Raw genomic sequence first — 23,154 nt, 5'->3', positions numbered from 1 at the left:
AGACAACCATACGCTTAGGGTCTTGCACAAACCGAGCAACTGCAAGAAAGGGCATTGCTGAGATATTTGGCAGTGGTTGTTCCGAATCGGTATAAAAAGATTTGTAGCAACATTTGTTGCTGAGACTCATATTCCCTTCTTTTATAAGTGAGGAATTAGTCAGCAATCATGTTAAGAAAACACAAAAACCGCTATATTTCAGCGGTTTACATATAAATCATATTTAATCGTTTGCGCTCACATTTTAGACTGATGTGGGCAGGCTGGCAATATTTTCAGCGGTTGTTTTGTGCCCTTGAGGTCACATTTTCACGGCTAAATTGGTTGGGTTTCTTTAAGCCAGATTAAAACTAAACGAATAAAATAGGGAGCCTAAATAGCAGGCTCCCTAAAATAGGCGGCAATTATTCACCAAGAAGGTAGGTGCTGTCCAGTTTACAAAATGCAATTAATAGTTGCGCAACGCTAACATAGAAGCCAAATTCGTCGAACTGCTTACATTTAGCGGCAAACTGAGGTAGCCAAGTCAAAAGATGCTGTTGGATGAAATCGTTCTGCTTTTCGAACGCTTCTTCCATGTGCTTTTCTTGCTCTAGTTCGTTAGAGCGAATAATCATATTACCCAAGAAATCCAACTCTACCGCTAGGTGGTCTGCTGGCTCTTTCAGGTTTTCATCAACTTGCACACCAAACTCTGCCATCAGCTTTTCCATCTCTTCTGCTGGCTTGTCGTTTAGCAGACCAGATTGACCAATGTACATAGAGGCGTAAGGCAGTGCACCGTGCTTTTCTGTCTTAAGGAAAAGTTCGCAGAAGTCTGCAGCCAACTCAAGTTGCGCGTCTTCACGATCTTGTAGGCGGTTAAGTGCATCAACAAGGGTATCCACAGCTGGTTTTAATGACTCATTTTCACCAAGGCCAGCCAAAAAGCTTCGAATTTCAACACTGTGGTAGCTTTCTAGTTCTTTCTCTGTCAGTTCTTTTGCGAACAGGCTAGAAAACCACCAATAGATTTCTGCGCGTTTCTCGTTAAAAGCTTTCACTTCTTGCATTTTTTTGCTCCTAAATGGTTATCCCCTAAGTGTAAACAATTAAGATGAATAGCAGTAACTATAATTGTTATCCATTATGGGAAAATATGCGCGTTTATGAATGGCTGTAAATAAGCTTGCTTTGAATCAATAAAAACGCAAAATCTTGCTTTTTAATGTATCTATGACTAGAAATGTTACTAGTTATGAATAGAATACGTCTTGGAAAATAAAAAAGACAGAAAGTGGTGTAAATGAGCTATCACGTATTAGTCGTAGAAGATGATGTAGTAACTCGTAGTAAGCTTGCGGGCTATTTCCAAAATGAAGGCTACAAAGTTAGTGAAGCAGAGAGCGGGGCAGAAATGCGCGAAGTGCTTCAAAGTGGCGATGTAGACCTGATCATGTTGGATATTAACTTGCCTGGCGAAGATGGCCTTATGCTTACGCGTGAATTACGCAGCCAATCAGATATCGGCATCATATTAGTGACAGGACGCACGGATAGCATTGACAAAATCGTTGGCCTAGAAATGGGCGCAGACGATTATGTGACAAAGCCTTTTGAACTAAGGGAATTATTGGTTCGCGTTAAGAACTTGCTGTGGCGCATTTCGGCGGCACGTAGCGGTTCGCAAAAAACAGCGAACGACACTAATGAAGAACACATTGTGCGCTTCGGTGAGTGGACGTTTGACATTCAACGTCGTGCTCTGAGCCGTAACGGTGAGCCAGTGAAACTAACCAAAGCGGAATATGAGCTATTGGTGGCACTGTCTTCGTACCCAAATCAGGTACTAAGCCGCGAGCGTATTTTGAATATGATCAGCCACCGAGTGGATGCGCCAAACGATCGTACTATCGACGTACTGATTCGACGCATGCGCGCTAAGATGGAGTTTGATCCAAAGAACCCACAAATCTTTGTGACCGTTCACGGTGAAGGCTACATGTTTGCAGGTGACTAAATCATCGCAATAAAGAAAAAGGAGAGCATCGGCTCTCCTTTTTTGTGTCTGTGATTTCAGTTAAGACAATCTAACGATAAGCTTTATCAGCGACAACGTTCTTGCTAGGCAGCAATTAAGGTTGTGCGACTTCAGGCTCTTCTATCTCAACCATTGGCGTTTGTCCTACGTTGTCACGCAGTTTCTGCCATAACCCACCAAGATACTCATGCCAGTACAGTTCCGTTTGCTCTAAGTAACGAGCTTTCGGTGCGTACTTTTGCCATGGCTGCTCGATGTCATCAATCGCCATAAAGTTCGTTGGTGCAGGGATGGGTTTAATACCCGCTGCGTTGAACTCATACAAAGCACGTTTCATGTGGCTCGCCGAAGTCACGAGCACGATGTCTTTTTGCTTAACAAACGCGGCTGCTTGGCGAGCTTCTTCCCACGTATCTTTAGCGTCTTCCAATAAAATAATATCGGATTTAGCAACGCCAAGAGAAAGCGCGACGTTTGCCATCATACGAGCATGGCTAATTTCAGAACCACCTGCATAACCAGACAGGATTAACTTCGCACCTGGGTACATGCGCAAAATACGAATGCCTTCGGTGAGTCGCATCAGTGCTGTGCGACTTAATTGAGAAGTCGGTGGGATCTCATCGTCCACCACATGGCCATTACCAAGAACCATGACATAGTCAACGGTACCAGAAACGGGTAAAAACGCTTTGTACTCGCGCTCAAGCGGCATCAGTAGCTTAGTTGAAACAGGTTGGAAGGCAACGAGAAAAATGCCGACAAAAGAGAATAGAACAACAAAGCAGCCAGTTTTACGTTTGGTGGTAAAACTAATGAGAGCAAGACCTAACAAGCCTATGATTAGCAATGCCGGAAGAGGCATCAACAAGGCTGACATAACTTTTTTCAGCTCAAACATACATAAATAGTCCGAAAAAACATCAATTGATAATAAAAATGAGGATAACCCTCTTTATTCCTGCTTTCCTTGTGACAGAATAGCGGCACAATCCGTTATGATAACTCAGCAGAAGTGACAGAAGACCGCAATTTCGACGATATCGCCCACAAATTTGCAAAAAATATTTACGGCTCCGATAAAGGGGAGATCCGCCAAATCATTGTGTGGGAAGATTTTCTACAGATTCTAAGTGAATTAGACGCCGACCATCAAGCCCTGCAAGTCCTTGATGCGGGTGGTGGGTTAGCACAATTGTCGCAAAAGCTTGCTAAGCTCGGACATCATGTCGCTTTATGTGATCTATCTTCGGAAATGCTGCAACTAGCAAAGCAGGATATTGAAAAAAACGGTTTGCTTGAGCAGTATCGCCTGATTCATTCACCTGTCCAATCCATTGGTGACCATATGGAAACGCAGGTGGACCTTGTCATGTTTCATGCCGTCATGGAGTGGTTGGTAGACCCGAAAACCGCACTCGAGACCGTTTTGGAACAGGTCAAACCGGGGGGCATTGCTTCGGTTATGTTCTATAACCACCACGGCTTAGTCTATAAAAATGTGGTTTGTGGCAACATTCCTCATATTTTAGACGGCATGCCTCACCGGAAAAGATTTAAACTACAGCCACAGAAAGGCCTAAAACCCGAAGAGGTCTATCAATGGATAGAAGATTCTGGTTTTAGTATTTGTGGCAAATCTGGTATTCGTTCCTTCAGTGATTACATAGGCAATATGCAATACATGGGCGATTACGAGTTTGAAGATGTGTTGGCGCTAGAAAAACAACTTTGTCGACAAGAGCCATACCTCTCATTAGGCCGCTACATACACGTGTGGGCTAAGAAGAACGATAAACAGGAATAACGATGAGTGAGATGACTCTCAATGCTGCAGAGCAACCAATCGATGAGTTGGTTGGCTGGGTTAAGCAGCACGATTTCTCGTTGAACCTGACCACTGAGCGATTGGCATTTTTGATTGCCATCGCTGTACTAAGTAATGAAAGGTTCGATGAAGAATTGGGTGAAGGTGAATTGCACGACGCATTTGCCATCGTCACTCGACTTTTTGATGAGACCGGCGAAGCTTCGGCTTTCCGTGCGAACAATGCCATCAACGAGATGGTTAAGCAGCGTCTTATGAGCCGCTTTGTCAGTGAGATTACTGACGGAGCGAGCATTTACCGCTTGTCGCCATTAGCGATAGGAATTACCGACTACTACGTGCGTCATCGCGAGTTCTCGAAACTGCGTCTTTCTATCCAGCTATCGATGGTAGCGGATGAAATGGCAAAAGCGATTGAAGCGGCACAAAAGGGTGGCACTCCGGGCCACTGGAAGAAAAACGTTTACGGAATTTTGAAATATTCTGTAGGCGAGATCTTCGATCAAATCGACCTTAACCAACGTGTGATGGATGAGCAGCAACAGTCTGTTAAACAACAGATTGCTGATCTACTTAACAAAGACTGGCGTGAAGCGATCAACAACTGTGAAGCGCTACTGTCAGAAACATCAAGCACGTTGCGTGAACTTCAAGATACGCTGCAAGCTGCCAGTGATGAGCTACAAACTCAGATCCTAGATATTCAAGAAATTGTTTACGGTGATCTTGAGCTTGAGTTCATCGAAGAAGCCTTATTTGGTCTGCAAATGAAGCTGGACCGAATCACAAGCTGGGGCCAGCAAGCGATCGACCTTTGGATTGGTTACGACCGACACGTACATAAGTTTATCCGTACTGCTATTGATATGGATAAGAACCGTGCGTTTAGCTCGCGTCTGCGTCAATCCGTCAAAGATTACTTCGATGCGCCTTGGTATCTGACTTATGCAGATGCGGAAAGGCTTTCTGACCTTCGTGATGAAGCCCTAGTACTGCGTGATGACGAGGTAACGGGTCAAGTTCCGATGGAAGTAGAATACGAAGAGTTTCAACAAGTCAATGATGAGTTGGCAGAGCGAATTGGTGACATGCTGAAAGCGCATAAAGATCAAGGCACACCAATCGACTTGAGCGTGGTTCTGCGAGATTACCTTGCACAACACCCATACACTCATCACTTTGATTTAGCTCGCATTGTCGTTGATCAGGCAGTACGTCTGGGTTACTCAGAATCCGACTACCAAGCTGTTCAGCCAGACTGGAAAGCAATCAACGAATTTGGGGCAAAGGTACAAGCGAATGTCATCGACCGATACTAATGAATACATGTCAGAGAATCTGGCAAAAGCAATTTCTAACCCTCTGTTCCCAGCGCTAGACAGCATGCTTCGAGCAGGGCGTCATATCTCAAGTGAAGATCTAGACAACCACGCGTTGTTGTCGGATTTTGAACTTGAGCTTTCTTCTTTCTACCAACGCTACAACACCGAATTGGTGAAAGCGCCAGAAGGTTTCTTCTACCTTCGTCCACGTTCAACGTCTCTGATTGGCCGTAGTGTTCTTTCTGAACTGGATATGCTGGTGGGTAAGGTACTGTGTTTCCTTTACCTAAGCCCAGAGCGTCTTGCGCACGAAGGCATCTTCACTAACCAAGAGCTGTACGACGAACTGCTTGCTCTAGCAGATGAAAACAAGCTGATGAAGTTAGTGACGAACCGTGCTACCGGTTCTGACCTTGATAAAGAAAAGCTGTTTGAAAAAGTACGTACGTCACTTCGTCGTTTGCGTCGCCTAGGCATGATCATCAACATCGGTGAAACCGGTAAGTTCAGCATCAGTGAAGCGGTATTCCGCTTTGGTGCCGATGTACGTATTGGCGATGACATGCGTGAAGCGCAACTGCGTCTGATCCGTGATGGTGAAGCAGTAGTGCACACCAAAGAGCCAAGTCAAGGCAGCCTATTGTCTGAAGAAGATCAAGACGACCAAGCCCAAGAAGAAACGACAGAAGAGGGTGAAGCATGAGCATGATTGAACGCGGTAAATACCAATCGCTGACCATGGTCAACTGGAACGGCTTCTTTGCCCGTACGTTTGACATCGATGGTCTGGTCACCACGCTATCAGGTGGTAACGGTGCAGGTAAATCAACCACAATGGCGGCGTTCATCACCGCATTGATTCCTGACCAAACGCTACTGCACTTCCGTAACACGACAGAAGCAGGCAGCAGCCAATCGTCTCGCGATAAAGGTTTGTACGGTAAGCTACAGCCGGGCGCGTGTTATGCGGCGCTAGACGTGGTGAACTCACGTAACCAACGCCTATTGTTCGCAGTAAAACTGCAGCAAGTTGCGGGTCGTGATAAGAAAGTAGACATCAAACCGTTTGTTATCCAAGGTCTTCCAAGCCATGTGAAACCAACGGATATCTTGATTGAAAGCGTATCAGCGACTCAAGCTCGTGTACGTCAAATCAACGAAGTAAAAGAATCGATCGCGGAATTTGAAGGTGTTCAATTCAAAGCCTTCTCTTCTATCGTGGATTACCACGCGCAAATGTTTGAATTCGGTGTGATTCCGAAGAAACTGCGTAACTCTGGTGACCGTTCTAAATTCTACCGCCTGATCGAAGCATCGCTTTACGGTGGTATCTCAAGTGCGATTACACGCTCGCTACGTGACTACCTTCTGCCACAAAACGGCGGCGTGAAGAAAGCGTTCCAAGATATGGAATCGGCGCTGCGTGAAAACCGCATGACGCTAGAAGCGATCAAAACCACGCAAGCAGACCGCGACTTGTTCAAGCACTTGATCACAGAGTCGACTAACTACGTGGCGGCGGACTACATGCGTCACGCGAACGATCGTCGTAACAAGCTGGATAAAACGTTGTCATTGCGTTCAGAGCTGTTCGGTTCTCGTGAAACTCTCGTTGAGCAAAACAACCTGCTTAACCGCGTTCAAGAAGAGCTAGAACTGCTGATCGAGTCGGAATCTGCTCTAGAGCAAGATTACCAAGCGGCTTCGGATCACTTGCAACTGGTGCAAAATGCACTGCGTCAGCAAGAGAAGATCGAACGCTACCAAGAAGATCTTGAAGAGCTGAGTGAGCGTCTTGAAGAACAAATGATGGTAGTGGAAGAAGCGCAAGAACGCGTGATGATGGTGGAAGAGCAAGCGACCGTTGCGGAAGAAGAGGTGGATAGCCTTAAGACGCAACTGGCTGACTACCAACAAGCACTTGACGTTCAGCAAACTCGTGCACTTCAATACCAACAAGCGGTTCAAGCGCTGGAGAAAGCGAAGCAACTACTTGGCGATGACAGCCTAACGGCAGAATCGGCTCAAGCGCTCGTCTCTGAGCTTAAGAGCAAAGAATCAGAAAGCACCAACGCGTTGCTATCGGTTAAGCACAAACTGGACATGTCTTCTGCAGCGGCAGAGCAGTTCGAAACCGCGCTTAAACTGGTACAAAGCATCGTTGGTCAAGTTGAGCGCAAAGACGCGTCTGAACATGCGAAAACCGCAATTGCGAAAGCGCGTGAATCTCAGCAAGTTGCGCAAAACGAACAACAATGGCGTGCACAGCATCGTGACCTTGAGCGTAGCCTTAACCAGCAACGTCAAGCGCGTGAGCTAGTCAACGAATACCAAAAGCAGTTCCATGTTGAACTGACTGACGAAATCACGTTTGAACAAGAACGTGAGCGTCACGCGATGCAAATCGACTCGCTAGAAATGACGCAAGAAGACGTGCGTGAACAACGCAGCGAACAGCGTCGTCTAGAGCAAGATGCAGCAGCGGAAATCAACAAGCTAGAAGCCATTGCTCCAACGTGGATTGCAGCGAACGATGCGCTAGAAAAACTGCGTGAGCAAAGTGGCGCTGAGCTAGAAGATAGCCAGTCAGTCATGAGCCAAATGCAAGTGGTGCTTGAGCAAGAGAAGACCCTTTCTCTGGCGAAAGACAAACTGGCAGAGCGTCGCAGCCAACTTGACACTGAGATTGAACGTCTTGCTTCTCCTGGTGGTTCAAACGACCCTCGCCTGAAAGGTTTGGCTGATACTCTAGGCGGCGTATTGCTGTCTGAGATCTACGATGACATTACAATTGATGACGCGCCTTACTTCAGTGCGATGTACGGCCCGGCTCGTCACGCTATCGTTGTTTCTGACCTATCTGGTATCGAAGAGAAACTGGTAGAGCTAGACGACTGTCCAGAAGACTTGTACATCATTGAAGGTGACATCGACGCCTTTGATGACAGCTCATTCGACGCAGAAGAGCTAGAAGGCGCGGTTTGCGTTCGCATGAACGATCGTCAAATGCGTTACTCTCGTTTGCCTGAAATCCCACTGTTTGGTCGTGCGGCACGTGAGCAGCGTTTAGAGCTACTACGTAACGAACGTGAAGAAGTGGTTGAGAAGCACGCGAAAGCAGCATTCGATTCGCAAAAGATGCAGCGTCTGTATCAAGCTTTCAACCAGTTTGTGGCAAGCCACATTCAAGTAGCATTCGAAGCTGACCCAGAGCAAGCATTGGCAACCATTCGCGACAAGCGTAACCAAATTGCGCGCGTACTGGCTGATCTGGATGCAAAAGAGCAGCAGCAACGTTCTCAACTGCAAACCAGCAAGCAAGCATTGTCTTCTCTAGACAAGCTAGCACCAAACATGGCGTTGATTGAAGACGAGTCGCTGCAAGCACGCTTTGATGAGTTGGAAGAGAAAATCGCCCAGCTTTCAGAAGCAAAAGCTTTCCTAAATAACCACGCGAAAGCGGTGGCGGAACTGGAAAAAGTCGCAGTTGCCCTAGATGCCGATCCAGAGCAATTCGATGCACTAGAAGCGGAATACAAAGCGGCAGACGAACAGCTACAAGATCTTAAGAAGCAAATCTTTGCGCTCTCGGATCTCGTTGAACGTCGCCACTACTTCGCTTATTCAGATTCAGTAGACCTACTGAACAAGAGCAGTGAGCTGAGCGAACAGCTAAAAGCAAAACTGGTTCAAGCTGAACAAATGCGTACTCGCTCTCGTGAAGAGTTGAAACAATCGCAAGGTCAAATGAACCAATACAACCAAGTATTGGCTTCTCTGAAGAGTTCACACCAAGCGAAACTGGAAACGGTTCAAGAGTTCAAACAAGAACTTCAAGAGTTTGGCGTGAACGCGGACGAAGGTGCAGAAGAGCGTGCAATGCGTCGTCGTGATGAGTTGCATGAGCGTCTACACACGTCTCGTAGCCGTAAGAGCGAATACGAGCGCACGCTCACCTCTACTGAATTAGAGATGAAAGGCTTGGCGAAACGTCTGAAGAAAGTTCAGAAAGAATACGTTGAGTTGCGTACGTTCGTGGTTGCAGCGAAAGCTGGCTGGTGTTCAGTACTTCGTCTGGCGCGAGAGAACGATGTTGAGCGTCGTCTACACAAGCGTGAACTGGCTTACATGTCAGCGGATGAACTGCGTTCAATGTCTGATAAATCATTGGGTGCGCTGCGTCTAGCGGTTGCGAACAATGACGACCTGCGTGATGCGCTGCGTCTATCAGAAGACAACGCACGTCCAGAGCGTAAAGTTCTGTTCTACATCGCGGTTTACCAACATCTTCGTGAGCGTATTCGTCAGGATATCATCCGTACTGATGATCCAGTTGAAGCGATCGAAGAGATGGAAGTAGAGCTAGCGCGTCTAACAGAAGAGCTAACGCAACGTGAAAACCGCCTAGCGATCAGCTCTGAGTCGGTAGCGAGCATCATCAAGAAGACGATTCAGCGTGAGCAAAACCGTATTCGTATGCTGAACCAAGGCCTGTCGAACATTTCGTTTGGTCAGGTGAAGGGCGTACGTCTAAACGTGAAGATCCGCGAAAGTCACGAAGTGCTACTGAACGGCCTAGCGACACAACAAGAGCAGCATAAAGATCTGTTTGAATCGACTCGCTTTACCTTCTCTGAAGCAATGGCGAAGCTGTTCCAACGCGTGAACCCACATATCGATATGGGTCAACGTTCTCCTCAGGTTCTGGGTGAAGAGCTACTGGATTACCGTAACTACCTAGAGCTAAGTGTAGAAGTGAACCGTGGTACAGATGGTTGGCTACAGGCTGAGTCTGGCGCGCTATCAACAGGTGAGGCGATCGGTACTGGTCAGTCAATCCTACTGATGGTTGTTCAAAGCTGGGAAGAAGAATCACGCCGCCTGCGCAGTAAAGACATTGTGCCTTGTCGTCTGCTGTTCTTAGATGAAGCAGCGCGTCTGGATGCGAAATCGATCGCGACATTGTTCGAATTGTGTGACCGTCTGGATATGCAGCTTCTTATCGCGGCACCAGAAAACATCAGCCCAGAGAAAGGTACGACCTACAAACTGGTGCGTCAGGTGTTTAAAGACCACGAACACGTACACGTAGTGGGTCTGCGCGGTTTTGGTCAAACGGATAAGCCTAAGACCGAAGCACAAGAGATGATTGAAGAGTTTGAATCGTAAACTCCGAATCTAATAAAACGCCCGCAATGAACGCGGGCGTTTTTGTATCTGTTGTATCAAAGCTCAAGTCGTAAGATTTGCTTCTTGACGATATTGCTTTGGTGAGTTGCCGCTCCATTTACGAAAAGCATGACGGAAGTTCGCACTGTCTGAGAAACCAATGCGTTCCGAGATCTCTTCGACGCTCATTTGTGTTGACGCAAGGTAATGACGAGCCAAGTGGAAACGAACATGATCAAGGATTTGCTGATAGCTGCTTTCTTCCGATTTGAGATGACGTCGCAATGTTCTTGAAGACATACCTAGCTCAGCAGATAGGGCTTCTATTGAAGGGTAGCTGCCTGGTCTTTCGACGAACATCTGGGTGATCTTCTCTTTCAAACTGGCATTGCCACTCACTTTTGCCAGCATTTCATCGCATGACTTTAAGCACATCTGCAATGTCATGGTATTGGCTGCGGGCAACGGTTCAAACAAGCTGGTGGCATCGAACTGCCATTCTAATTGATTACTGTTGAACTCAATTTTGCAGTGGAATACTTGCTCATACAGCTCACTGTACTCAGGTTCTGGATAGGGGAAGCGGATCACGGTTGAAGGGAAGGGCTTCTGCATGACTTCTTCACAAAGATTCTGAATCGCCGCAAACCAGTATTCACAACAAAACGGTAAGAGCGATTGTAGGTCTATCAGTTGTTCAGCGCGAAAGTAACCAGAATTATCTTCCACCCACATCTTCTTCTTTAATACAGGGCCTGCAAGTCTCAGGTACTTAAAACCCATCATGAGGGCATCGAGTAGGGTATTACTACTGAACACCGCATAACCTAGCACCCCAAAGTCACTGAACCTTGCTTGCTGTCCGACTTTTAACCCAATTCCGGGCTCGTCTGACTGAGCCAAAGCATTGCTAAATACCGCCAGTTTTTGCGCGAGGGTAATATGGGTATCGGGAGCATAAAGCTGAGGCGCATTGATGCCACTGCCCGCGAGTAGGGCCTCAATACTCACGCTAGGCTCTAGATAGCGATTGAGTAACTGTAAATCCAAAACACCACAAGCTTGGGTATCTGGCTCATAAACAGCGGTGTATTCCATCGTTGCCCCCTTTACATTCGGATCAATCCTAGCGGGTATTGGGATGTTATTCAGTCATGTCTGTCGCAAAGCTGTCCGAATATCACCGTTTATTGTCTTTTTGTAACCTGTGCGGCATGTTATCAAAATGTTGTAATTGAATAAATTGCACAGTTGGAGAGAAACATGAATGTACTGGCAAAGCAAGATAAGGAAGTGCTACGCGATCAAGGAATGATAGCGACGAATGACCCAACAGTAAGTGAACTTGAAAAGTGGTTCGATGAATTGAAATCGGCGTATCAAGCTGAGCCTTTATCGAGTTACGCGGTGAGAAAGCATCGTTTATTAGCCTTAAAAAAGCAGCTTTCCCGATATCAAGATGTACTAGCAGAGGCTATGAGCCAAGACTTTGGTGGTCGAAGCCATACCGAATCTATCATGGCAGATGTATTGGCACCGATTCTAGATATCAACCACGTAGTTAAACACCTAAAAGGTTGGATGAAACCAAGCCGTCGACCTACTGAATGGTTGTTCAAAGGCAATAAGCTGGAAGTGCGTTATCAACCTAAAGGGGTGGTAGGCATCATTTGTCCTTGGAACTTCCCTTTGTATCTTTCTATTGGCCCTATGATCACCGCGCTAGCCGCGGGCAACCGCTGCATGATCAAGATGCCCCCAAATTGCCCAGAAACCACCCGTCAACTGCGCCGTATGCTCGGAGAAATTTACCCAGAGAACTTAGTGCGTATTGTCGAAGGTAATCATCCTGAAGCGATGGAAATCTCTCATTTACCTTTTGATCATTTGGTGTTCACCGGATCGCCAGCAAGCGGAAAGATCATCATGGCGAATGCGGCTGCGAACCTTACGCCTGTGACCCTCGAATTAGGGGGAAAATCCCCTGTGGTGGTGTTTGACGATTACGATGTCGCCAAAGCAGCAGAACGTATTGCTCATGGTAAGGGCTTTAACTCTGGTCAAATCTGTATCGCACCCGATTACGCCTTTGTACCAGAAGGTAAGCAAGAGGCTTTTGTCGAGGTGTTAAAGCTTGCTCATCAAACTATGTATGGCGAAATCAAAGCCAATCAGGATTACACCGCACTGGTGGATGAGGCACAGCACAAACGCTTCCATGACTTACTCAATGATGCACGCGAGAAAGGGGCGACCATTACCCAATGTCTTGATTATGGCGAAGGGCGAAAAACGCCGTTGTACATCGCGACCAACCTGACACCCGAAATGCGTATCTGCCAAGAAGAGATCTTTGGGCCTCTTTTGCCAGTGCATACCTATCGTTCAATCGACGAAGTGATTCAGTACATCGTCCAAAGACCTCGACCACTGGCTTGCTATCTGTTTAGCAACAACTCAGAACAACGTGAAACCTTGCTTACTCAAACCCACAGTGGTGGGGTCACCATTAACGACTGGGGATGGCATGTGCTCAATCATTCGGTGCCTTTTGGCGGAGTAGGTAACTCCGGTATTGGTAATTACCACGGCGAAGAAGGTTTCCGTGAACTCAGCCATGCACGCACGGTACTTAAAATGCGCGATTGGTTCCCGATTCAGTTGTTTGCACCGCCATACGGAAACGTATTGCAAAAACTGGTGTTACGTGTGTTCGCGGGCAAACCCGACCCAGATTTAAACAAGCACTCGTAACTCTCAATTCTTACCTCTCGACATAAAGAATCTTCGGCAGTCGACACTCGCTGACTGCCTTTCGAAACAAAGGAGATCATGGATGCACAACCTTGCTGTCAATCTGGAGCGCAGTGCTGCGCTCTTTCCTTCTAAAGCGGCGCTCAGGATGGGCGATGATGAAATCAGTTACGCACTACTCGACAAATTCGCAGGTAACATCGCTGCCAACTTGAAGCGACTGGGACTTGCAGTCGGAGATAAAGTTGCGCTGTCTTGTCCAAACATCACTTATTTCCCCATGGTGTATTACGGCATTTTAAAAGCAGGTTGCGTGGTTGTGCCTTTGAATGTGTTGTTTAAAGGGCGAGAGATCGCTTATCACCTCAATGATTCTGATGCTAAAGCGTATTTCTGTTTTGAAGGAAGCGAAGAACTGCCAATGGGAAGCTATGGCAGACAAGGTTTTTCTAAGGCCGAGCAGTGCGAACATTTTATCTCGCTCTCAGCTCAATCTGAGGAAGGGGAGCATGCAATAGACGCTTGGCTTGCCGAAGAACTCGAGTCTTTTGAATCGGTGACAAGGCACGGCGACGACACCGCGGTGATTCTTTATACCTCGGGTACCACAGGCCAGCCGAAAGGAGCGGAACTGTCCCACACGAATATGCTGACCAATGCCATGTCCTCTCAATATCTGATGCGCTTGGAATACAGCGACACGACCATGGCAACCTTGCCGCTGTTCCACAGTTTCGGTCAAACCGTCATGATGAACGCCAGCGTGCTGACAGGCTCTACCATGGTGTTGATCCCACGCTTTGAACCGAAGTTCGTCATTGAGCAAATCATCCAACATAAAGTCAGCGTATTTGCTGGTGTGCCAACCATGTATATCGCACTGCTTAGAGCGGGCGAACAATCTCCGGAGCATTCTGAATTGGTGAAACATAGCCTTCGCTTAGGCGTTTCTGGTGGTGCCTCTATGCCGGTAGAAGTGATTCGCCAGTTTGAGCACCGCTTTGAGCTTCCGGTGTTAGAAGGTTATGGGTTGTCAGAAACCGCACCAGTGGCCACGTTTAATCATATTGATGGGGACAGACTGCCAGGCAGTGTCGGGCAACCATTGTGTGGCTACGTGATTAAGATTGCCGATGTAAAAGGTCAAGCCCGACCAATCGGGGAGTTAGGTGAAGTCTGTATAAAAAGCCCAAGTGTAATGAAAGGCTACTACGGACGACCAGAAGCCACTCGTGATGCGTTACGTGATGGTTGGTTCTTAACTGGTGATATTGGACGTGTGGATGAGCACGGTAATTTGTTTATCGTCGATCGTGTAAAAGACATGATTATCCGCGGTGGCTACAACGTGTATCCGCGTGAGATTGAAGAAGTCTTGATGTGCCATCCCGATGTAGAGATGGTGGCTGTCGTTGGTGAGCATGATGACCGCCTAGGTGAAGAAGTACATGCCCATGTCGTGCTTCACCAAGATGCGCATTGTCGCCCCGACACTTTAATTACTTGGTGCCGTGAACAACTTGCTGACTACAAATACCCACGCCGTGTTTTCATTCGTAAAGCACTGCCTATGACTGCCACAGGCAAGATTTTAAAGCGAGAGCTTCACCCTTTAGATGTCGCGGAGGTAGATGATGGACAGTTATGATTTTATTGTTGTTGGCGGTGGTTCAGCCGGATGTGTTTTAGCGTCTCGACTCACTGAAGATCCTAGTGTCACCGTATGCTTGTTGGAAGCGGGCGGGCCGGATTCAAGCCCATTTATTCATACGCCAGTTGGTGTGGTAGCGATGATGCCAACCAAAATAAACAACTGGGGTTTTGAAACCATTCCTCAATCGGGCTTGAATGGTCGCAAGGGTTATCAACCAAGGGGCAAGACGTTAGGTGGCTCGAGTTCTATCAACGCGATGATGTATGCCAGAGGACACCGATACGACTACGATCTTTGGGCAAGCCTTGGCAATGAAGGGTGGAGCTATCAAGATTGCCTGCCGTACTTCAAGAAAGCAGAAAATAACGAAGTCCATCATGATGAATTTCATGGGCAAGGTGGGCCACTTAATGTTGCTAACCTACGTTCACCGAGTGGCGTTGTAGAGCGCTTCTTAGATGCATGTGAATCAATCGGCGTACCTCGTAATCCAGATATAAATGGCGCAGATCAGCTAGGCGCCATGCAAACGCAAGTCACGCAAATCAATGGCGAGCGATGCAGTGCCGCCAAAGCTTATCTAACTCCTAATTTACACCGGCCGAATCTGACCGTTATCACTAAGGCGACTACGCACAAAGTGCTGTTTGAAGACAAACGAGCGGTTGGCGTGGAATATGGCTTGAAAGGGCATAGCTTTCAGATCAAGTGCAATAAAGAGGTGATTCTCTCTGCAGGAGCATTCGGCTCGCCACAAATCCTGATGCTATCTGGTGTTGGGGCCAAACAAGATTTACAAGCGCATGGGATAGAGCAAGTTCATGAACTGCCGGGCGTTGGCGAAAACTTACAAGACCACATTGACCTAGTGCATACCTATCGATGCACAGCGAAGCGCGATACGTTCGGTGTTTCTCTGCAAATGGCAACAGAGATGACCAAAGCTTTGCCACAGTGGATGAAAGCACGCAGTGGAAAAATGAGCAGTAACTTTGCCGAGGGCATTGGATTTCTTTGCTCTGATGACGAGGTAGGAGTACCGGATTTGGAATTCGTTTTCGTTGTTGCGGTTGTCGATGACCATGCGCGCAAAATGCACATGAGCCATGGTTTTAGCTCTCACGTCACTTTACTAAGACCAAAGAGCATTGGCACCGTTAAACTCAATAGTACCAACCCTTATGATGAACCGCGTATCGACCCTGCATTTTTCAGCCACCCAGAAGACATGGAGATCATGATCAAAGGCTGGAAGAAGCAGCATCAGATGCTAGAGAGTGAAGCGTTCGCGGATATTCGCGGAGAGAACTTCTATCCAGTTGATGCTTCCGATGACAAAGCGATTGAACAGGACATTCGTAATCGCGCTGACACGCAATATCATCCAATCGGCACTTGTAAAATGGGGACTAAGAGCGACCCTCTGGCGGTGGTTGATAACGAGCTTAAGCTCTATGGTTTGGAGGCTCTGAGAGTTGTCGATGCCTCTATCATGCCGACGCTGGTGGGCGGGAATACCAATGCGCCAACCATCATGATTGCAGAGAAAGTGGCGGATACCATCAAAGCAAATTATCGTCTAGATGAGAGCTTTGATAAGCCAGCTAACGCTTTGATATAAACAACCCCCTTCAAAAATGAAATAAGCCGAGCTGTAGGGCAACAGTCTCGGCTTTTTTAGCAGGCGCTTAAATGTGAAAAGGTAAGTCCTATTCTTCTGAAAGGTCGTTTCCTTTTTCGATCATTTCAGCAAGCTCATCAAGTGCTTGGACAGAGATTTCCGACAAACGTTGTAAGTGCTGGTCAAAGTTCTCTTGTTCAACAAGCGGAGTATCATTGTTATTAGTTTCTTTTGTTAGCATCGCCCAACCTCTTGAGTTGAGTAAGGGGGAGAAAATATAAAATCAAAAATCAGCAGAAAAAAGAAACGATCGATGTGTATTTTGTTAGCTGGATCATCGATTGCAGTGATAAAAACGATGAATTACTTAAGAAGAGAGCGATAGCGCTCAAATATGAAAAGAAAGCTAGCAACCACGAGAATGGCTGCTAGCGATTAGATTAGAACTGAGATTTTACGCCAAATTGCTCTGCTGCGTACGCAACACGCTCTTTTGGTTTTGGATATTCAGCAGGAGTGCCAAGATTCTCAATGTGTTTCAAGCGAGGTAGGAGACCTGCACCGTTTGCAATTTGGATTGCTAGACCAGGGCGAGCGTTTAGCTCCAGAACCATTGGACCTTCTTCTTTGTCCAATACCATGTCGGTGCCCATGTAACCTAGACCTGTCATTTCCCAAGCACTGGACGCAAGCTCTAACAAGCGCTCCCAATGAGGCACTTGCAGTGTCGACAGGTCTTTACCCGTATCTGGGTGATGAGTGACGGGTTGGTCGAACTGCACCGCACGAATCGCTTTACCGGTGGCAATGTCGATGCCAACGCCAACGGCACCTTGGTGAAGGTTAGCTTTGCCGTCGGATGCCGCAGTAGAACAACGCATCATTGCCATCACAGGGTAGCCCTTAAATACAATGATACGTACGTCTGGCACACCTTCGTAACTGAAGCCGTCGAAACAGTCGTCAAACTTAATCAAGTTTTCAACCACGGCCACATCGTTCTTACCACCAAGGGAGAATAGACCCGCTAAGGCGTTACTGATGTGACGCTCAACTTCTTCTTTATTACAAGTTGCACCAGATGGTTTAGTGTAGACACCATCTTTGTGCGAAGTGATAACCAAGATACCTTTACCGCCACTTCCTTGCGCTGGCTTAATCACAAAGCCTGGCCACTTTTCGACCATCTTGTGAATCTTTTTAACTTCAGCTTGGCTAGCAATCACGCCGATAAGAGCAGGCACAGTTGCGCCTGCTGCTTCAGCAATGATTTTGGTTTTTAGCTTGTCATCCACCAAAGGGTATTTAGAGCGATCATTGTAGCGACCAATGTAACTATGGTTACGCTTGTTCATGCCCATAATGCCTTTATGGCGAAGTTTTGCTGGCGAAGTAAAACGTTCAAACATCGTTTAGTCCTCCGCTAGTGGTTTAAAGCGACGTAGTTCAGTTAGACGGTAACCCGTGTATGTACCTAGTAGTAGAATACCTGCCAGTACAATGAGCTGTAGGCCGATAAAGTTAAACGTTAGGTGCTGGATGTAGGTGTTAGTCATTGCTAAGTAAACCAGTACCGCTGTTAGTAGTGAACCACCACCTTGAAGCGCAACTTCTTTCGCGCCTTCTTCTTCCCATAGAATCGACATACGTTCGATAGTCCATGACAAGATGATCATTGGGAAGAAGGTAATCGTTAGACCTTCAGTCAGACCAATCTTGAATGCCACAACGGTGAACACAGAGATGATCATGATTACGGTGATGATAACCGCGGATATCCTCGCGACCAGAAGTAAGTTAAGCCTCGAGAGGTAACTTCGAATTATCAGACCCGTACCGACAATCAATAGGAAGCCCACAATACCCGTAACAAGCTGGGTTTGAACAAAGGCAACCGCAATCAGTACTGGCATGAAGGTACCGGACGTTTTAAGACCGATAATCACGCGCAAGAACACAACAATCAGAGCACCAATTGGGATCAACATGATGGTTTTGAACATCGCTTGCTCTTCAAGAGGCAGGCTATGAATCGATAGGTTTAAAAGACCGTCCGCTTCAACCTTATTGTCCGTTGCTTCTTGTGGTGTCAGCTCTTGCTTAATCATCGAGAAGTGGACTTGGCTGTTCTTACCGCCCACTAGGTCAAGTAGAGAGACGTTGGATTCATCCCAAACCAGAAGGTTAGGCTGTGCAGCTGCTTGCTCTGAATTAGGAGAGAAGAGAACCCATTTATCACCAGACCAAACTTGAACCATTGGTTGAATCGTTTGACGACGGCGGCCATCTTCTAATTCGATAACCCCAACTGTTTTGCTCTGCACACCCGCAGTAAGCAGGATCTTTTGCAATGCAGCAGTACGGTCAAAGTCGTTCAAGATAAGCGCTGCGTTTTGGCTATCTGGATCGTTAAGCGTTTTGATCAGCTCACGGGCAAACGTCTCATTGTCTGCCGAACGGCTCATTGCGCGCTCAATCAGAGCATTTGCTGCCGCTTGTTGTGGTGCTGATAGGGTAGGCTTAGTGATTTCGCCTGTTGGTGGTTGCTCATCCACTTTTGCTTGTGGATCAACCAAGAATTGGGCTTTGTAGTAAATGGTTTGTGCGCCAGTTGCTTGGCGGATTGACCATTCAGCACGACGACCTGAATCAGAGTTTACGTAAGACACACCGTAACCTGGAGAGGACGCAGACTCACCAATCAAGGTGTAGCCTTTTTGCGTGTGAGGAGCGGCTAAAGAAGCTTTTACTTCACCGCCATTCGCATTGAATTCAATACGGGCTTCAACATCCCAAACCTGACGCGTTTCACCTGGAGTCCATGGAACGCCGTAATTCTGATGTCTGAAAACACTCAAAGCGATGCCTGCAACCACCAAAAGGATGATTGACAGGTAAAACGGTATTCTTGACGTCATAATCTACCTTATTATTTTTTCTCTTCTTCCGTTTGAATATATTTACGGCTCACATCGACGAGTGCGATGTCGCGCATAAATTCTCTTCCTAGTAAAACAGGATGGTTCATTTGAGAGCGATCTGCCAACGTAAATTGCGCTTTTTCATGAATTTTTCCAACGCGCACCCAAAGTTCGACTACAGCGCGACGCTCTAGTTCTTCATTGGTTGCTTGGCGGATTTTCACATAGCGAATGATTGGCGCTTCAATCCAAATGTCTTTCTCTTCATCTGACTTGGTATTGTCAGCAAGGTGGAAACGCACCCAGTTTTTGCCATTTCTTTCGAATTCTTCAATATCGACTGCGTTCAGTGAAGAAGTTGCAGCGCCGGTATCTACGCGAGCGTCGAAAGTTTGCTTAATGGAATCGATTGTCACACGCTCAATTGAGCCAAGGACAATGTCATGAGTAGGAGTTGCTTGAACGGGAGCAGGAGCTTGAACGATGATAGGTTCTTTTGGCTTTCTCACTTCATCCATTGCTTCTTTGCGGAAAGTATTGAGTTCGCCGTTTAACTTATCCACTTGGCCTTCCAGACTCTCGATGTAATCCGACTGGTTACTAAGTTGAAGCTCTAAGTTGGTAACGCGAGTATTGAAATTCGTTTCTGAAGCCTGAATAGCAGCTAACGTTTCTTGGTGGTACTGTTCGCCTTTGGTTAAAGTACAACCAGATAGTAAGGCGATGGCAACAACCGGAGTCAATCGTATAAACATTGAAAACCTTGGGATTGGATTAAGTTGTTTGTTTTTTAGGAGTTTAGCGTTATCGACAAGCCCTCACAAGCAAGAATCTGCGACAGTCTCTTACAGAATGAGGAATAGTGACGAAACGCCAAAAAATTAAGGACGCAAAATGCATCCTTAATTAGATTCGAAGAGAGGTTAATGTCTTAAAGGCGGGAGTGAGTTAAGACAATGTCAGAAATCTCAGTTAATTATGGCTTAGTCGCCACAAGTATCGCGCGACGTGGCGCAGGATAGCCTTCAACCGTTTTACTTGGGTCGTTTGGATCAAGGTAATCTGGTAGAGAGTTATGTGTCATCCAGTCTGTGGTGCGTTGCTCTCCAACAGAAGTTACGTTTTCATCTACGATACGAACATCTTTAAAGCCAACCAACTCTAACCACACTTTCAGTGCTTTCGCTGACGGGAAGAAGTACACGTTACGCATTTGCGCGTAGCGAGACGTCGGAACCAATACCGCGTTCTCATCGCCTTCGATAACGAGTGTTTCCAGAACAAGCTCGCCACCTGATACTAACTGGTCTTTTAGCTGCACCAAGTGATCCAGTGGAGAGCGACGGTGGTAAAGCACGCCCATACTAAATACAGTGTCGAACGCTTCTAACTTCGGTAGTTGTTCGATACCTAATGGAAGAAGGTGAGCGCGTTGGTCATCGCCCATTAACTTACGAATCGCTTCGAACTGAATTAGGAACAGGTGAGAAGGGTCGATACCAACCGTTAGGCGTGCACCTTCACCCAGCATGCGCCACATGTGGTAGCCGTTACCACAACCTACATCGAGCACGCTGCGGTTTTTTAGTGGCGAGATGTGCGGAAGAACGCGATCCCATTTCCAGTCGCTGCGCCATTCAGTATCGATATGAATACCGTGCACTGTGTATGGACCTTTGCGCCATGGGTGGAATGTACGCAGTAGGCTTTCTAACTTTTTCAGCTCACCTTCATGGAAAGGCGTATCGTTGCTGATGGTTACTGAGTTTTTGATGTCCACTTGGTTTGGTGCACCTTGTGGGATCTTGTTCAGCGCTTTCAGCCAGCGACCAAAGTCACCGTGCTCAGCGTTTTGCCAATCTGTTAACTGTTGAGGTAATACGTTTAGCCACGGCTGAAGACGAGTGTCTTGAGCGATTAACTGATAAAAATTAGCAAAATTAAACATAGTTTTTCACTGAGTAATAAATTAAAAAATTGACACTAAATGCGAAACGTTAAGACTTTCTCGCTTCTCGCTTCTCGCTTCTCGCTTCTCGCTTCTCGCTTCTCGCTATTTAATCGCAAACATTGAACCGAAGTTAAAGCACTGGAACCAAACGTCGTAGCTTGAGAAACCAATTTCTGCGAAACGCTCTTTATGATCTTTCTTTGAATCAGGGCGCATCACGTTTTCAATTGCGCTGCGCTTTTGGCTGATCTCAAGTTCGCTATAGCCATTTGCACGTTTAAAGTCGTGATGAAGATCGATCAGTAGCTCATTGGATACTTCATCTTCAAACACGAACTTCTCAGAAAGAATCAAAATGCCACCCGGACGTAGACCTGCGTAGATTTTCTCTAGTAGAGCATAGCGGTCTTCCGGAGAAAGGAACTGCAGCGTGAAGTTCAATACCACCACAGATGCGTTTTCGATTTCGATATTACGAATATCCGCTTCGACTACATCAACTGGCGTATCACTGCGGTACGCGTTGACGTGAAGCTTACAGCGTTCAACCATCGCAGGAGAGTTGTCCACGGCAATGATTTGGCAACCTTCTTGTTTTATATGACGACGCATAGACAGCGTAGCAGCACCCAAAGAACAACCAAGATCATAGATGTTTGAGTGAGGCTTAACAAAGCGCTCTGCCAACATACCAATTGCAGAAATGATGTTGCTGTAACCCGGCACTGATCGTTGAATCATGTCAGGGAAAACTTCCGCTACGCGTTCATCGAACGTGAAATCCCCAATTTTATCGATTGGAGCCGAAAAAATAGTATCTGGATTGCTCTTAGGGTTCATAACCAAATCTCTGCATACAAGCCGCCTGAAATGTCAGGCATCAAAAAAGGCGCGTATTTTATGGGAAATTCGCGCCTCTGTCATTTGCTTAATTATAAGCTTGTCTAAAACATTTGTATTTGCGAGTTGCCATCGTTGGCAGGAAATACAGACAAATTTGGCAGTGAGAGCTTAAGTTGTAGCTGCTTATATAGCTTTTCAGCCAGTTCTGGCGCTAAGACGTTATCTGGCGTGTGGATCATCAAGTACGGTTGAATGCCTTGTTCAATCCACATCGGCAGCTTGTTCAACCAAGGTTCGAAAAAGCGCAGGTTGTCGTCCATGTCTGGATGACCGATAAAACGTATCATCGGGTGCTTGGCGGTTGCGATTGCATGAACCGGAACGCGAGGCTTTTTCTGGTGGGCATCGATTACCGCTTCAGTCGTAGGCTGCGCGGCGAATACAGGCCGGCTGTCCATGATAATGCGGTCAATGCCGCTCTCTAATAGCCACTGATTCAGCGCACGTTCTTCATCACCTTTGGAGAAAAACGCCATGTGACGAACTTCCACCCCAAGCGGGAAATTCGGCGGAAAGCTGGCACAGAACTTCTTTAATCTATCGAGGTGTTCTGGACCAAATGCAGCAGGGAGCTGAATCGTCCATTGCCCAACACGCTCATGAAGCGGTTCCATGATCGTCATAAAGTCACGTAACTGCTCGTCGCAACCTCTGAGCATCTGTTCGTGAGTAATGGCTTTTGGCAACTTAAAGGTGAATTTGAAATCGTCGTGAGTCGCGGCTTTCCAGTTTTGCACCGTGTTGAGAGTCGGTGTGGCGTAAAAGGTGGTGTTGCCTTCTACGGTGTGGAACACCTGCGCGTACTTTTCAAGTCGCTCTGCGGGTTTGGTGCCACTGCCATAAAAGCTTTGCTGCCACTGGTTGTGCGACCACATGGTCAATCCAAGTCGAAGGGGTAAATTATCCATATCTCTGCTTTACGTTTTTTCCTGAGTCCACTTTACGAGAGTTTTGCTGAAATGGGTAATTTCACGCTATAATCCCCACCAATTTTTTCGCTTTGGTGCGCTT

Annotated in this window: 18 protein-coding genes; 8 read left to right on the top strand and 10 right to left on the bottom strand. The window is 46.8% G+C overall.

Annotation, left to right across the window (positions count from 1 at the left end; genetic code table 11):
* Positions 1-404: 404 nt before the first annotated feature.
* Positions 405-1,052: a molecular chaperone TorD gene (torD, locus tag KJB05_RS12405; RefSeq protein WP_009707097.1), complete on the bottom strand. Its 648-nt coding sequence runs from the start codon at positions 1,050-1,052 to the stop codon at positions 405-407.
* 233 nt (positions 1,053-1,285) lie between these two features.
* Between torD and torR the strand changes: the two genes are divergently transcribed.
* Positions 1,286-1,999 carry a two-component system response regulator TorR gene (torR, locus tag KJB05_RS12400; protein WP_009707096.1) on the top strand — a complete coding sequence of 238 codons (714 nt, stop codon included), beginning with the start codon at positions 1,286-1,288 and terminating at the stop codon, positions 1,997-1,999.
* A 115-nt stretch (positions 2,000-2,114) separates the two neighbouring features.
* Here the strand turns inward: torR and elyC are convergent, their stop codons facing one another.
* On the bottom strand, positions 2,115-2,921 hold the full coding sequence (gene elyC / locus KJB05_RS12395; protein ID WP_038896317.1) for an envelope biogenesis factor ElyC: 807 nt from the start codon (positions 2,919-2,921) through the stop codon (positions 2,115-2,117).
* A gap of 114 nt (positions 2,922-3,035) precedes the next feature.
* On the opposite strand from elyC, the gene cmoM reads away from it, so the two are divergent.
* From cmoM to mukB, 4 genes are read left to right on the top strand one after another with little or no spacing between them, the layout of a single operon-like run.
* Complete coding sequence (gene cmoM, locus KJB05_RS12390) at positions 3,036-3,827, top strand: tRNA uridine 5-oxyacetic acid(34) methyltransferase CmoM (RefSeq protein WP_005441671.1); 792 nt, start codon at positions 3,036-3,038, stop codon at positions 3,825-3,827.
* Positions 3,828-3,829: 2 nt separating this feature from the next.
* Positions 3,830-5,167, top strand: coding sequence for a chromosome partition protein MukF (gene mukF / locus KJB05_RS12385; protein ID WP_208443936.1), 1,338 nt, complete (start codon positions 3,830-3,832; stop codon positions 5,165-5,167).
* Positions 5,148-5,873 carry a chromosome partition protein MukE gene (mukE, locus tag KJB05_RS12380; protein WP_005378379.1) on the top strand — a complete coding sequence of 242 codons (726 nt, stop codon included), beginning with the start codon at positions 5,148-5,150 and terminating at the stop codon, positions 5,871-5,873. Before mukF ends, mukE begins: the two co-directional genes overlap by 20 nt.
* Positions 5,874-5,875: 2 nt before the next feature.
* Positions 5,876-10,339, top strand: a complete 4,464-nt coding sequence (mukB, locus tag KJB05_RS12375; RefSeq protein ID WP_208443961.1) for a chromosome partition protein MukB — start codon at positions 5,876-5,878, stop codon at positions 10,337-10,339.
* Positions 10,340-10,402: 63 nt separating this feature from the next.
* Here mukB and KJB05_RS12370 read toward each other — a convergent pair whose 3' ends face one another.
* Entirely contained in the window at positions 10,403-11,437 is a 1,035-nt protein-coding gene (locus tag KJB05_RS12370) for an AraC family transcriptional regulator (RefSeq protein ID WP_208443937.1), read from the bottom strand.
* 165 nt (positions 11,438-11,602) lie between these two features.
* Here KJB05_RS12370 and KJB05_RS12365 point away from each other — a divergent pair, with 165 nt between their 5' ends.
* The 3 genes from KJB05_RS12365 to KJB05_RS12355 all read left to right on the top strand — a co-directional run bounded on the left by KJB05_RS12365 (position 11,603) and on the right by KJB05_RS12355 (position 16,368).
* Entirely contained in the window at positions 11,603-13,093 is a 1,491-nt protein-coding gene (locus KJB05_RS12365) for a coniferyl aldehyde dehydrogenase (protein ID WP_208443938.1), read from the top strand.
* Positions 13,094-13,175: 82 nt separating this feature from the next.
* Positions 13,176-14,741 carry a long-chain fatty acid--CoA ligase gene (locus KJB05_RS12360; RefSeq protein ID WP_208443939.1) on the top strand — a complete coding sequence of 522 codons (1,566 nt, stop codon included), beginning with the start codon at positions 13,176-13,178 and terminating at the stop codon, positions 14,739-14,741.
* On the top strand, positions 14,728-16,368 hold the full coding sequence (locus KJB05_RS12355; protein WP_208443940.1) for a GMC family oxidoreductase N-terminal domain-containing protein: 1,641 nt from the start codon (positions 14,728-14,730) through the stop codon (positions 16,366-16,368). Before KJB05_RS12360 ends, KJB05_RS12355 begins: the two co-directional genes overlap by 14 nt.
* Positions 16,369-16,456: 88 nt before the next feature.
* On the opposite strand, the gene KJB05_RS12350 is transcribed toward KJB05_RS12355, so the two are convergent.
* The 7 genes from KJB05_RS12350 to KJB05_RS12320 form a co-directional block, all read right to left on the bottom strand.
* A complete protein-coding gene (locus KJB05_RS12350) occupies positions 16,457-16,609 on the bottom strand; it encodes a hypothetical protein (RefSeq protein ID WP_009707089.1) in 153 nt (50 codons plus the stop codon).
* Between the two features lie 199 nt (positions 16,610-16,808).
* Positions 16,809-17,777: an alpha-L-glutamate ligase-like protein gene (locus KJB05_RS12345; RefSeq protein WP_005441682.1), complete on the bottom strand. Its 969-nt coding sequence runs from the start codon at positions 17,775-17,777 to the stop codon at positions 16,809-16,811.
* Positions 17,778-17,780: 3 nt separating this feature from the next.
* The gene (locus KJB05_RS12340; protein WP_208443941.1) at positions 17,781-19,286 is read right to left on the bottom strand and encodes an inactive transglutaminase family protein; all 1,506 of its coding nucleotides are present in this window, start codon (positions 19,284-19,286) and stop codon (positions 17,781-17,783) included.
* Positions 19,287-19,297: 11 nt separating this feature from the next.
* The gene (locus KJB05_RS12335) at positions 19,298-20,044 is read right to left on the bottom strand and encodes an ATP-dependent zinc protease (RefSeq protein WP_005441684.1); all 747 of its coding nucleotides are present in this window, start codon (positions 20,042-20,044) and stop codon (positions 19,298-19,300) included.
* 221 nt (positions 20,045-20,265) lie between these two features.
* Complete coding sequence (gene cmoB / locus KJB05_RS12330; protein ID WP_009707086.1) at positions 20,266-21,237, bottom strand: tRNA 5-methoxyuridine(34)/uridine 5-oxyacetic acid(34) synthase CmoB; 972 nt, start codon at positions 21,235-21,237, stop codon at positions 20,266-20,268.
* Between the two features lie 105 nt (positions 21,238-21,342).
* Positions 21,343-22,080 (bottom strand): carboxy-S-adenosyl-L-methionine synthase CmoA, encoded by a 738-nt coding sequence (cmoA, locus tag KJB05_RS12325; protein WP_005426299.1) that lies wholly within the window; start codon positions 22,078-22,080, stop codon positions 21,343-21,345.
* Between the two features lie 104 nt (positions 22,081-22,184).
* Positions 22,185-23,051 carry a DUF72 domain-containing protein gene (locus tag KJB05_RS12320; protein ID WP_208443942.1) on the bottom strand — a complete coding sequence of 289 codons (867 nt, stop codon included), beginning with the start codon at positions 23,049-23,051 and terminating at the stop codon, positions 22,185-22,187.
* Positions 23,052-23,154 lie beyond the last annotated feature (103 nt).

Origin of the sequence: Vibrio sp. B1ASS3 (assembly GCF_905175355.1) — a bacterium.
In the GTDB taxonomy this organism is placed as follows: Bacteria; Pseudomonadota; Gammaproteobacteria; order Enterobacterales; family Vibrionaceae; genus Vibrio; species Vibrio owensii.
The sequence above is the reverse complement of the archived record's forward strand: the minus strand, read 5'-3'. Positions and strand labels throughout refer to the sequence as shown.